At 64.0% G+C, this 12,480-nt stretch carries 11 protein-coding genes; 8 read left to right on the top strand and 3 right to left on the bottom strand.

Annotation, left to right across the window (positions count from 1 at the left end; genetic code table 11):
* The first annotated feature begins 133 nt into the window (after window positions 1-133).
* Window positions 134-1,156, top strand: a complete 1,023-nt coding sequence (adhP, locus tag DM872_RS21695) for an alcohol dehydrogenase AdhP (protein ID WP_179061372.1) — start codon at window positions 134-136, stop codon at window positions 1,154-1,156.
* 279 nt (window positions 1,157-1,435) lie between these two features.
* Window positions 1,436-2,545, top strand: coding sequence for a fimbrial protein (locus tag DM872_RS21700; RefSeq protein WP_179061373.1), 1,110 nt, complete (start codon window positions 1,436-1,438; stop codon window positions 2,543-2,545).
* 16 nt (window positions 2,546-2,561) lie between these two features.
* Here the strand turns inward: DM872_RS21700 and DM872_RS21705 are convergent, their stop codons facing one another.
* The gene (locus DM872_RS21705) at window positions 2,562-3,470 is read right to left on the bottom strand and encodes a LysR substrate-binding domain-containing protein (protein WP_077524407.1); all 909 of its coding nucleotides are present in this window, start codon (window positions 3,468-3,470) and stop codon (window positions 2,562-2,564) included.
* A gap of 179 nt (window positions 3,471-3,649) precedes the next feature.
* Between DM872_RS21705 and DM872_RS21710 the strand changes: the two genes are divergently transcribed.
* The gene (locus tag DM872_RS21710) at window positions 3,650-5,074 is read left to right on the top strand and encodes an aspartate ammonia-lyase (protein WP_179061374.1); all 1,425 of its coding nucleotides are present in this window, start codon (window positions 3,650-3,652) and stop codon (window positions 5,072-5,074) included.
* A 389-nt stretch (window positions 5,075-5,463) separates the two neighbouring features.
* Here DM872_RS21710 and pdxR read toward each other — a convergent pair whose 3' ends face one another.
* Complete coding sequence (gene pdxR / locus DM872_RS21715) at window positions 5,464-6,930, bottom strand: MocR-like pyridoxine biosynthesis transcription factor PdxR (protein WP_179061375.1); 1,467 nt, start codon at window positions 6,928-6,930, stop codon at window positions 5,464-5,466.
* A gap of 99 nt (window positions 6,931-7,029) precedes the next feature.
* Between pdxR and DM872_RS21720 the strand changes: the two genes are divergently transcribed.
* From DM872_RS21720 to DM872_RS21730, 3 genes are read left to right on the top strand one after another with little or no spacing between them, the layout of a single operon-like run.
* Entirely contained in the window at window positions 7,030-7,662 is a 633-nt protein-coding gene (locus DM872_RS21720) for an FMN-binding negative transcriptional regulator (RefSeq protein WP_179061376.1), read from the top strand.
* 21 nt (window positions 7,663-7,683) lie between these two features.
* On the top strand, window positions 7,684-8,127 hold the full coding sequence (locus tag DM872_RS21725) for a GNAT family N-acetyltransferase (protein WP_179061377.1): 444 nt from the start codon (window positions 7,684-7,686) through the stop codon (window positions 8,125-8,127).
* 12 nt (window positions 8,128-8,139) lie between these two features.
* Window positions 8,140-8,814, top strand: a complete 675-nt coding sequence (locus DM872_RS21730) for a GNAT family N-acetyltransferase (protein WP_179061378.1) — start codon at window positions 8,140-8,142, stop codon at window positions 8,812-8,814.
* 115 nt (window positions 8,815-8,929) lie between these two features.
* On the opposite strand, the gene DM872_RS21735 is transcribed toward DM872_RS21730, so the two are convergent.
* The gene (locus tag DM872_RS21735; protein ID WP_179061379.1) at window positions 8,930-9,748 is read right to left on the bottom strand and encodes a helix-turn-helix domain-containing protein; all 819 of its coding nucleotides are present in this window, start codon (window positions 9,746-9,748) and stop codon (window positions 8,930-8,932) included.
* 174 nt (window positions 9,749-9,922) lie between these two features.
* Here DM872_RS21735 and DM872_RS21740 point away from each other — a divergent pair, with 174 nt between their 5' ends.
* Complete coding sequence (locus DM872_RS21740; protein ID WP_179061380.1) at window positions 9,923-11,371, top strand: alanine/glycine:cation symporter family protein; 1,449 nt, start codon at window positions 9,923-9,925, stop codon at window positions 11,369-11,371.
* A 96-nt stretch (window positions 11,372-11,467) separates the two neighbouring features.
* Window positions 11,468-12,451 carry an asparaginase gene (locus DM872_RS21745; protein ID WP_179061381.1) on the top strand — a complete coding sequence of 328 codons (984 nt, stop codon included), beginning with the start codon at window positions 11,468-11,470 and terminating at the stop codon, window positions 12,449-12,451.
* The last annotated feature ends 29 nt before the right edge of the window (window positions 12,452-12,480 follow it).

A 12,480-nucleotide genomic window follows, 5' to 3' on the forward strand; every position in this document is an offset into this window, starting at 1 on the left:
GCGTGCATTTGCCCTTACCACTCGTCCAGAGCCGAAGCCGGAGAGCCCGAACGCGGCTAAACCTTGCTCCAGCGCAATGCTCGCAAGAGGTAGCGGCGCAGAATCGGAGGTCTCTTCCAAGGAGGTGCATGCCATGAACCAGACCATGAAAGCTGCGGTTGTCCACGCCTTTGGCGAACCGCTACGGATCGAGGAAGTGAAGGTTCCCCTGCCCGGCCCCGGGCAAATCCTGGTGAAGATCGAAGCCTCGGGCGTATGTCACACCGACCTGCACGCCGCCGAAGGCGACTGGCCGGTGAAACCGAGTCTGCCTTTCATCCCCGGCCACGAAGGCGTGGGCTATGTCGCAGCGGTGGGCACAGGGGTCATCCGCGTCAAAGAGGGCGACCGCGTCGGCGTGCCCTGGCTCTACACCGCCTGTGGCTGCTGCGAGCACTGCCTGACCGGCTGGGAAACCCTCTGTGAAAGCCAGCAGAACACCGGCTACTCGGTGAACGGTGGCTACGCCGAATATGTGCTGGCCGATCCTAATTTCGTCGGAATCCTGCCAAAAAACGTCGAATTCGCCGAAATCGCGCCCATTCTTTGCGCCGGCGTCACCGTCTACAAGGGCCTGAAGGTCACGGGTGCGCGGCCCGGCCAATGGGTGGCGATTTCCGGTATTGGCGGGCTCGGCCATGTGGCGGTCCAGTACGCCCGCGCCATGGGGCTGCACGTCGCTGCCGTGGATGTGGATGACACCAAGCTCGAACTGGCGCGCAAGCTCGGCGCCAGCCTGACCATCAATGCACTCGACGAGAACCCTGCCGAGGTGATCCAGCGGGACATCGGCGGCGCCCACGGCGTGCTGGTCACCGCCGTCTCCAACAGTGCCTTCGGCCAGGGCATCGGCATGGCCCGACGCGGCGGCACCGTAGCCCTGGTGGGCCTGCCACCAGGCGACTTCCCGACGCCGATCTTCGACGTGGTGCTGAAGGCCATCAGCATCACCGGCTCCATCGTCGGCACCCGCGCCGACCTGCAGGAAGCCCTGGACTTCGCGGGTGAAGGCCTGGTGAAAGCCACCATCCACCGCGACAAGCTGGACAACATCAACGGCATCTTCGAACAGATGCGCGCTGGAAAGATCGAAGGGCGGATCGTCGTCGAGGTCTAGCCCCATTACCTATCAAGCGGGAACGGGCGGCATTGCCGCCCTCTTCCTGACACCGTTTCGATTCGCGCTTGATCGTTTATAGCAACGATATTTCCTACGTAGCTCTCAGCATTACCCCACTTTTTGAACTACCAAAGTCTGCACTTCGCTTCCAGTAAAATATTTCTCCGTCATTGCCCATGCACTGATCAACCCGTGCAGAAGTAATTCTGGAAATATTTTCGAGGCCTCAAAATGAGAGAGCGTCATTCAAGCCCGCAATCAATCTGCATGGGGTTGATGATTAAATCCCTGCATTCAATTTTTCCCGCGCTAGCAAGAAAGCTTGAGAGCAGCAAAACTTTCAATACGTCTGAAACCTCAAGCTACCGCCAGAATATTCGGGACAAGCACCTGAAGGTGATGTCGGCGGCCCTATTATTGCTGTCTGTATCTTCAATCCAGAAAGTAGAAGCTGCTGTCTGCATTTGGAATGACATTGGCCGGAAAACAAAATACAACAGCATCGCCACCAAGAATCTCGACGTCACACTTTCGGAAGGGCATATCGGTGCTGTCATTGGTCAGGCCACAATCGAATTTTCAAAAGTCCCAAACAGCCACGTTTTTTGCGCCGATAGCAAACTTGATGAGGGTTGGAGTATCGATTTTGCCCCTGGAAAGCAGTTGGAACAAATTGGAAACAAGATCTACAAAAGCGGAATAGACGGCCTTGGCCTGAGATTTTTCATACACCCTAATCGCTACGAATTCCCTTACATCAACAATAAGGGCGGCGGTTTCACATATTTACTCAACTACAGAGCGCTCACGGTCGAAGTGATCCGTACGGGGCACATCGTGGGAGGTAATTCGCTCACGGCAACCCTCGATCTGGACATAGAACTAGTCCTCGACAGATGGCCGGCCCAGAAAATCTCTGGCACGACACAGCTAACCATCAACAACGTCCCCTACTATTCCAGTTGCACGCCAATCATTCCCGTCATCGATGTTCCCCTGGGTGAAACCGAGCCCGCCGATATCCGTAACGACACCACTACCCCCTACAACTTCAACCTGGACATCTTGTGCGAGACCGCCAAACCCGAAGAGGCGCCGACCCTGTCCGTCAAGGTCTACTTCCAGGGCGACAACAACGGCGATGGCTTGCTGAAAATAGCTACATCGCAAGTGGCGGCAACTGGCGTCCAGATTTCCTTGGAGGACACCAACAACAGGAAACTGCCGTTCGACCAGAGCAGGGCCCTGACCGTCCCCAAGGACCGACTCCATGAACGAGGAGTGATCCACAGCCTGCCCATCGTGGCCAGGTACGTCAGCGACGGCACACCGGTTACCTCGGGCCCCGCGGACGCCTCACTCACCTACGTCATCGAGTACAACTGATCGTGCCGGGCGGCCATCATGCCTCCCCGCCCACCCCACCTTCCAACTTGCGCCACAGCAGGCGGATCGCCGCCTTGCGCACCAGGGCACAGCGGTACAGGCGGATTTCCAGCGGCACGTGCCACTGGCTGCCGCCGCAGATCACCAGGTCACCACGGGCCAGCTCGGCCTGGGCGCTGAAACGCGGCACCCAGGCCACCCCCAACCCTTGCAGCGCCATGCTCTTCAGGCTGTCGGCCATGGCGGTTTCATACACCGTGGTCGAACGCAATGCGCGCTGGCGCAGAAGGATGTTCACCGAGCGGCCGAGGAAGGCACCGGCGCTATAGGCCAGCAGCGGCACGCTCTGGCCGCTGTCCAACTCGAAGAGCGGCTTGCCGCTCGCGTCCACCGCGCAGACCGGCAGCATTTCGGTTCGTCCCAGGTTCATCGAGGGGAAGATTTCCGGGTCCATCTGCAGCGCCGCGTCCGGGTCGTAGAAGGCCAGGATCAAGTCGCAGCCGCCTTCACGCAGCGAATGCACGGCCTCACCGACGTTGGTGGCGATCAGGCGGCTGGCGATGTTCAGCCCGTCCGCCCGCAGCCGGGCGATCCACTGCGGGAAAAAGCCCAGCGCCAGGGAGTGCGCGGCGGCGAACTGCAGCACCTCGCCCTGCTGGCCTTCCAGGTGATGCAGGTGACGCACTACCTCACCCAGTTGGTCCACCATGCTGCGCGCGGTGACCAGGAACAGCTGCCCGGATTCGGTCAGTTCGATGGGGGTGCGCGAGCGGTTGACCAGCGTCAGCCCCAGCGCCGCCTCCAGGCTGCGGATACGCCGGCTGAAAGCCGGCTGGGTGACGAAGCGCCGCTCGGCGGCCTGGGAAAAACTGCGGGTGTTGGCCAGGGCGACGAAGTCTTCCAGCCATTTGGTTTCCAGGTTCATCGTCAGATTCCGAGATGCTCGATTTTGGTGCACACGTTCGTGGCCGAACCCGCGTCACGCGGACATTATGCCGATTGTGCATGACCCAGCGAATAACAGCATTGGCCGACAAATGGCCTGAGGCCTAGCTTATTGGGCATCGCGGCACTGGCCGTGTTCCCCCAGAGATGAATTGCATCATGTCCTCCGCTGCATCCTTCCGCATCGAAAAAGACCTGCTCGGCACCCTCGAAGTTTCCTCCGAGGCCTACTACGGCATCCAGACCCTGCGCGCGGTTCACAACTTCCGCCTGTCCGGTGTACCGCTGTCGCACTACCCGAAGCTGGTCGTAGCCCTGGCCATGGTCAAGCAGGCTGCCGCCGATGCGAACAAGGAACTCGGCCACCTCAGCGCCGACAAGCACGCTGCCATCAGCGAAGCCTGTGCTCGCCTGATCCGCGGTGACTTCCACGACCAGTTCGTGGTGGACATGATCCAGGGTGGTGCCGGTACTTCCACCAACATGAACGCCAACGAGGTGATCGCCAACATCGCCCTCGAGGCCATGGGCAAGCAGAAGGGTGAGTACAAGTACCTGCACCCGAACAACGACGTGAACATGGCGCAGTCGACCAACGACGCCTACCCCACCGCCATCCGCCTCGGCCTGCTGCTGGGCCACGACGCCCTGCTGGCCAGCCTCGACAGCCTGATCCAGGCTTTCGCCGCCAAGGGTGCCGAGTTCGCCGACGTACTGAAGATGGGCCGTACCCAGCTGCAGGACGCGGTACCGATGACCCTCGGCCAGGAATTCCATGCCTTCGCCACCACCCTGGGCGAAGACCTCGACCGCCTGCGTCGCCTGGCGCCGGAACTGCTCACTGAAGTGAACCTGGGCGGTACCGCCATCGGCACCGGCATCAACGCCGACCCCGGCTACCAGCACCTCGCCGTCGAGCGCCTCGCCGCCATCAGCGGCCAGCCGCTGAAACCGGCCGCCGACCTGATCGAAGCCACCTCCGACATGGGCGCCTTCGTGCTGTTCTCCGGCATGCTCAAGCGCACCGCGGTCAAGCTGTCGAAGATCTGCAATGACCTGCGCCTGCTCTCCAGCGGCCCGCGTACCGGCATCAACGAGATCAACCTGCCGGCGCGCCAGCCGGGCAGCTCGATCATGCCGGGCAAGGTCAACCCGGTTATCCCGGAAGCGGTCAACCAGGTGGCCTTCGAAGTCATCGGCAACGACCTGGCCCTGACCCTGGCAGCCGAAGGCGGCCAGCTGCAGCTGAACGTGATGGAGCCGCTGATCGCCTACAAGATCTTCGACTCGATCCGCCTGCTGCAGCGCGCCATGGACATGCTGCGCGAGCACTGCATCGTCGGCATCACCGCCAACGTCGAGCATTGCCGCCGCCTGATGGAGAACTCCATCGGCCTGATCACCGCGCTGAACCCGTACATCGGTTACGAGAACGCCACCCGCATCGCCAAGGAAGCCCTGGAAAGTGGCCGCGGCGTGCTGGAACTGGTGCGTGAGGAGAAGCTGCTGGACGAGTCCATGCTGGCCGACATCCTCCGCCCGGAAAACATGATCGCCCCGCGCCTCGTGCCGCTGAAGGCCTGATCAGGCAAACGAACTCACCAGGAGGGGCCTCGCCCCTTCATCCTTCGAGGATGGCGCCAGCCATCCTTTTTTTTGCCTGTGGAAAAGTGCTCCGCTGGCGGCGTCAGGCCTGCGCTCTCGTAGGAGCGAGCTCTGCTCGCGAATGACGGACAAAACCGTTACCCATGTGTCCCGACAAAGCTTCGCGAGCAAGCTCGCTCCTACATATCCACCAGCAGAGTTGAAACGGAGCGCGCGAGCTGTCCGAGAGTCACCCCTCTACCTCTGGGACCGCCCTTGGCGAATGAATTCGCCCCCACAAGATGTGCGCAAGATCGGCGCGTAGCCCTGTAGGAGCGAGCTCTGCTCGCGAATGGGCCTGGCAGAAAGCTTCGCGAGCAAGCTCGCTCCTACAAATTCCAGGCTTTCCTGAGCGTACTGATCGCCTCGGCGATCTGCGCTTCCGGCACGGCGGCAAAGCCCAGCACCAGCCCGGCGCGGTTATCCACAGGCTCCACGCTGTTCTCCAACCAGTATTCGCTCAGGCCATTCAGCTCCACCCCAGCCGCTCGTGCGCTATTCACCAGCTCCCGCTCGCGGGCCAGGCTGTCCACCCGCACGCACAGGTGCAGGCCGGCATCCACCGGCGGCATGGGCGCGCAGCCGGGAATGGATTCGGGCCAATCGCGCAGCAACGCATCACGGCGCGCGCGGGCCGCCAGGCGCATGCGGCGCACATGCCGCTGGAAGTGGCCGGCGGCAATGAACTCAGCCATCACCGCCTGGGTGCCGATTTCCGAATGGCGCATGTCCAGCGCGCGGCGCCGGGCGAAGGATTCGGCCAGCGCGGGAGGCAGCACCATGTAGCCCAGGCGCAGTGCGGGGAAGGTGATCTTGCAGAAGGTGCCGACGTAGATCACCCGTCCCTGGCGATCCAGCGCGGCGAGGGGCGCCAGGGGAATTCCGCTGTAGCGGTATTCGCCGTCGTAGTCGTCCTCGACTATCCAGCCATCACGGCGCTCGGCCCAGTCCAGCAGCTCCAGGCGCCGCGCCAGGGACAAGGTCACGCCCGTTGGGTACTGGTGCGACGGGGTGACATAGACCAGCCGGCAGTTATCCACCGCTGCCAGCGCGGCACAGTCCAGACCGTCGTTATCCACAGGCACGCCGCACAGCTCGGCGCCCGCCACGGCAAACGCATGGCCAGCCGCACGATAGCCTGGGTTCTCGATGGCCACCCGGTCGCCGGGCTCCACCAGTAACTGGGCGCAGAGGCTGATGGCCTGCTGGGCGCCACAGGTGATCACCACTTGTGCCGGATCGCAGGACAGCCCACGGCTGCTGCGCAGGTACGCGGCAATCAGCTCGCGCAGGCCCCAGTCCCCCGCCGGGTCGCCATAGCCCAGGCGCGCCGGCGAAGGCTTGCGCCAGAAACGCGCCTGCAGCCGTGCCCAGGTCTCGAAGGGAAACAGGTCGAAGGCCGGCACGCCAATGCGGAACGCCCGTGGTGCGCCCGTCACCGGGAGCGGCAAGTGATGGCTGGTCAGCCGCTCCAGCGCCGGACCCGGTGCTGGGCCGACGGGCACAGGTGGAGGCACCGGCCGCGCTGTGGATAACTCTGCCACATAGGTGCCATCGCCTACGCGCCCTTCCACGTATCCCTCGGCGTAGAGCTGGTCGAAGGCACGCGTCACGGTATTGCGCGAGACACCGAGCAACGCCGCCAGGTCGCGCGTCGCCGGCAAGCGCGTGCGGCTGCCCAGGCGGCCATCGAGGATGCGCTCGCGCAGGGCTTGGTAGAGCTGGCGCGAAAGCCCCTGGGACGGGTCCAGGCGGATGCCGGAAAGGTCGACGGGCAACGGTGGCATATCAGGCATGTTGGGCCTCGATTGGCTCTATCGAATTGGCGGTTAATGGCTCTTACAACAGACCAATATCCTGCCTAGCATGAAGACATTCCGCCAGGAGAAGCCCTCATGTACGTCCCCTCCAGCTTCCGCCAGGATGACCTCGCCGAGCTCCATGCACAGATGCGGGCCACCGGTCTCGCCGTGCTCACCAGTGCCGGGAACAAGGGCCTGATGGCCAGCCACCTGCCACTGCTACTGGAAACCGGCGAAGGCGAGTTCGGCACGCTCTACGGCCACTTCGCCCGCGCCAATCCGCACTGGCGTGAGCTCGCCGAGGGCGCCGAGGCGCTGGTGGTGTTTTCCGGCCCGGACGCCTACGTCACGCCCACCTGGTACCCGGCCAAGGCGGAGCACGGCAAGGTCGTGCCCACCTGGAACTACATCGCCGTGCATGCCTGGGGCCAGGCGGAAGTCTTCGACGATCCCGAGCGCCTGCTGCAACTGGTCAGCCGCCTCAGCGAACGTCATGAATCCGCCCGCCCGCAACCCTGGGCGGTGAGCGACGCGCCGCGCGACTACCTCGACAGCATGCTCCGCGCCATCGTCGGCTTCGCCCTGCCCATCCGCCGCCTGGAAGGCAAGTGGAAGCTCGGCCAGAACCGCTCCGCGGCTGACCAGGCCGGCGTTCGCGACGGCCTGAATGCCTCATCCAACCCGCGTGACCCTGAACTGGCCGCGCGCATGGCCCTGATCGACTGACCCACCACAGGAAGGAACCCAATGTCGCTTGAAATCCGCCCGCTCAGTGCCGCCGACCACGCTGCCTGGCTGCCGCTCTGGCAGAGCTACCAGCGCTTCTACAAGACAGAAATCCCCGCCGAGACCACTGCCGTCACCTGGCAGCGCTTCCTCGATCCGGCCGAACCCATGCATGCGGCCCTGGCCTGGCAGGACGGCAAGGCGGTGGGCATGGTGCATTTCATCTACCACCGCAGTTGCTGGACCACCGGTGACTACTGCTACCTGCAGGACCTCTATGTGGCCGAAGGCCTGCGCGGCGGCGGCATCGGCCGCCAGCTGATCGAGCATGTTTATACACAGGCACGCACCGCCGGTATCTCGCGAGTGCACTGGTTGACCCACGAAACCAACACCGACGCCATGCAGCTCTATGACCGCATCGCCGACCGTTCCGGCTTCGTCCAGTACCGCAAGATCCTCTGACCGGAGAGCACCATGAGCAATCAGGACCTGAGCCACTGGCAACCCTGCCCCGCTCCCGACCACTCCCCGCTGACCGGCCGCTTCGTCCGCCTGGAAGCACTGGATACCGCTCGCCATGGCGATGATCTCTGGGCAGGCCTGCAAGGCCCCGACCCGGCGCTCTGGGATTACTTGCCTTATGGCCCCTTCGCCGGCCGCGAGCCCTTCGATACCTGGCTTGCCGGCAATGCCGCCAGCCGCGATCCGCTCTTCTACACGGTGGTCGATCTGGCCAGCGGGCGTGCCGTAGGCGTGCTCAGCTACCTGCGTATCACGCCGAAGGACGGCGTGATCGAGATCGGCCATATCGCCTTCGGCAAGGCCATGCAGCGCACACCGGGCTCGACCGAAGCGGTCTGGCTGCTCGCCCGCCACGCCTTCGACGACCTCGGCTACCGCCGCCTGGAATGGAAGTGCAACGCCAACAACGCCCGCTCCATGCGCGCCGCCGAACGCCTGGGCTTCAGCTATGAAGGGCTGTTCCGCCAGCACATGATCGTCAAGGGCCAGAACCGGGACACCGCATGGTTTTCCATCATCGACGGCGAGTGGCCCAAATGCCGCGAGGCCTTCGAGCGCTGGCTGTCTGTGGATAACTTCGATGGGGAGGGGCTGCAGCGCCAATCGCTGGAAGGGCTCAGGCGTTGAGCCGTGGGCCGCTGCGCGGCCCTTTCGCGACTGAAGTCGCCCCCACAGTGTAGGAGCTGCCTTTTCTGTGGGGGCGAATTTATTCGCGATGCAGGCCGCAGGCCTGCCCAACCCTTCACTCGATCTCGAACAACCCGTTCTTGAGCGGCGCCACATCCAGGCGCTGGCGCACGTCATCGTCGATGCGCGGGTCGTCGGGGCGGTAGAGCTTCACCTGACGGTAAGCGGCGACGCGGTTGATCTCCGGGCCGAGGAATTCCCAGACCACGCGGGTGCAGGCGGGGTTGCGCCGGTCGCCGCTGGAGACGCCGGTCTTCAGGCCGTTGAGACGGGTGATGCGGCTCTTGTAGCTGGGGATGAGGATGGTCTGGCTCATCTCGTTCAAGGTGAGCGATTCGTAGTCCATCAGGAACAGCCGGTCCTGCAACTGGAAAGCCGCGCCCAGATAGCGGCAGCGCACCCAGTCTTCGGCTTGTACGACGGTGTTGGTGGAGCGCTCCTGGCGTTCCTGGCGCTCGAAGAGGAAATTTCCGTCCTCCTCCCACAAGTGCACCAGCGACAGGAGGATGGTGCCCGGCACCGACATGCAATTGGAGTATTCGAAGTAATAGCCGCAGTAGCGCGACAGGTTGCCCGACTGATCTCGCAAGGGTGCCAGCAGTTCCAGCAGCGGGTCGCTGCGGGTGTCGCCAGCCTGGCCGGCGGGGCGAGTGCCCAGGAGGCGAGCGAACGGCTCGGGCGGCAGGCCGAGCTCGTAGTCCTCGACACCGAAGAAATCGCAGATGCGCTTGAGGTTGTAGGGCGTCGGTCGGCTCTGGCCACTGAGGTACTTGTTGAACTGCGCGCGATTGATGCCCAGCTTGCGGCAAACCTCCGCAATAGAGCGGTAATGCCCGCAGAGAAGTTTCAGATTGTTGCCGAGATATTCCGCCATGCCGCCGGCCTGCATGATGCGAGTGGCGCGATTCTAGCATCAAGTCGCGCCATGTCGAATACAGCCGCGAAATTGTCGGATATGCCGCATTCCCCCACCCTGCGCCCCACGGACGAGCCCTGCCCGCTCGAAGCCGTTCCCATCACGCGAACAATAAGAATCGAGGTCTCACTCATGCTTGAAGTGATCAACGATTTCCTCTCGGGGAAAGTGCTCATCGTCCTTATCGTAGGACTCGGCACCTATTTCACCCTCCGCTCCCGCTTCGTCCAGTTCCGCCATTTCGGCCACATGTTCAGCGTGTTCAAGGATTCCATCCGTGGCCAGGCCGGTCAGCTGAGCTCCTTCCAGGCCCTGATGCTGAGCCTCGCCGGCCGCGTCGGCGCCGGTAACATCGCCGGTGTTGGCCTGGCCGTTACCCTCGGTGGCCCTGGCGCCGTGTTCTGGATGTGGGTCACCGCCCTGGTCGGCATGTCCAGCAGCTTCTTCGAGTGCACCCTGGCCCAGGTCTACAAGCGCGCCGATGGCGATGGCCTGTACCGTGGCGGCCCGTCCTACTACATCCAGCACGGCCTGAAGCTGCGCTGGATGGCGCTGACCTTCGCCGTGCTGCTGCTGGTGACCTACGGCTTCGCCTTCAACGGCCTGCAGGCCTTCACCGTGACCCACTCCCTGGAAAACGCCTTCGGTCTGCCGGTGCAGTACACCGGTATCGGCCTGGCCGTGCTCCTGGGCCTGGTGTTCATCGGCGGCATCAAGCGCATCGCCTCGGTGTCCGACCTGCTGGTACCGGTCAAGACCCTCGCCTACATCGCCGTGACCTGCTACGTGATCATCTCCCAGATCGAGCTGGTGCCAGACATGCTGGTGACCATCGTGAAGAGCGCCTTCGGCCTGGAGCCGGCCTTCGCCGGCCTGCTCGGCAGCGCCATCGTGATGGGTGTGAAGCGCGGCGTGTTCGCCAACGAAGCCGGCCTGGGCAGCGCGCCCAACGTCGCCGCCGTGGCCGCCGTGAAGCACCCGGCCGCCCAGGGCGTGGTACAGGCGTTCAGCGTCTTCCTCGACACCTTCGTGATCTGCACCTGCACCGCGCTGCTGATCCTGCTGTCCGGCTTCTACACCCCGGGCTTCGAAGGCGACGGCATCGTGCTGACCCAGAACTCCCTGGCCGCTGTGGTCGGTGAGTGGGGCCGCGTGTTCATCAGCGTGGCGCTGAGCCTCTTCGTCTTCACCTGCATCCTCTACAACTACTACCTCGGCGAGAACGCCCTGCAGTTCCTGGTCGGTCGCAGCCGCGCCGCCCTGCTGACCTACCGCGGCCTGGTGCTGGCGCTGATCTGCTGGGGCTCGATGCAGAACCTGGGCACCGTGTTCGCCTTCGCCGACATCACCATGACCTGCCTGGCCTTCGTCAACCTGGTGGCCCTGGCCATGCTGATCAAGGTCGGCCTGCGGGTGATGCGCGACTACGACGACCAGCGCAAGGCAGGCATCGACCAGCCGGTGTTCGACTCTGCCAAGTTCGCCGATCTGGACCTGGACCGCGATGCCTGGCCGACCAACCCGGTCGCCGACGCCTCCAACGTCAACGTCGCTCACGGCCTGGCGCAAAGCCACCGCTGATCGCGCCGTCCGGTAATACCTGGTGCCGCTCCTCCGCTGACGCGGGGAGCGGCACTGTCGTTTCTGCACCTTCGTCGTTCCGAGTTATCCACACCCATGAATGCTGTGAAGAACCTTTTCGTGCTCTATACCGGCGGCACCATCGGCATGCTGCAGACGCCCGAAGGCCTCGCTCCGGCCAGCGGCTTCGAGGCGCGCATGCGCGAGCTGCTGGACGACCAGGGACTGACACTGGACTGGAGCTTCCAGGAACTGCTGCCGCTGATCGATAGCGCCAACATGCGCCAGGCCAACTGGCTGGCCATGCGTGATGCCATCGTCGACGCGGTGGAACGTGGCCACGACGGCGTGCTGCTGCTGCACGGCACCGACACCCTGGCTTACAGCGCGGCGGCCCTCGGTTTCCTGATGCTGGGCCTGCCGGTACCCGTGGTGCTGACCGGCGCCATGCTGCCGGCGGGCAGCGAGGGCAGCGATGCCTGGCCCAATCTGCTGGGGGCCATTCGCGAACTGCGAGCTGGCATCGCACCCGGCGTGCATCTTTTCTTCAATGGCGACCTGCTGCATGGCGCCCGCGCCAGCAAGTTGCGCTCGGAAGCCTTCGACGCGTTCACCGTGCTTTCGCGACCACGGGAAGGTGAGCGCGCCGGCCGGATTCCCGCCGGCCTGAGTTACCGTACCCCGCGCCAGCCGGTGAACCTCGCGGTGTTGCCGCTGTTCCCGGGCCTTGCCGCCAGCCACGTGGAAGCGCTGCTTTCCAGCGGCGTGCAGGGGTTGGTGCTGGAGTGCTACGGCAGCGGCACCGGTCCGTCGGATGACAAGGCGCTGCTCGACGTCCTGCGCGCCGCCCACGAACGCGGCGTGGTGCTCGTCGCCACCAGCCAGTGCCCGGCCGGGCATGTGCAAGCAGGCGTCTACGCTGCCGGCAGCCAATTGTTGGCCACCGGCCTGATACCGGCCGGTGGCATGACCCGCGAGGCGGCCCTGGGCAAGCTGTTCGCGCTGCTCGGCGCCGGCTTGCGGCAGGAAGAGGCGGAGCAGTGGTTCGCCGTGGATCTGTGCGGGGAAATGGTGGAGTGAATCGTGGGGGCAGCGGAGCTGCCCTTGGC

The sequence above is a fragment of the Pseudomonas taiwanensis genome (assembly GCF_013393345.1).
Classification (GTDB): Bacteria; Pseudomonadota; Gammaproteobacteria; order Pseudomonadales; family Pseudomonadaceae; genus Metapseudomonas; species Metapseudomonas resinovorans_C.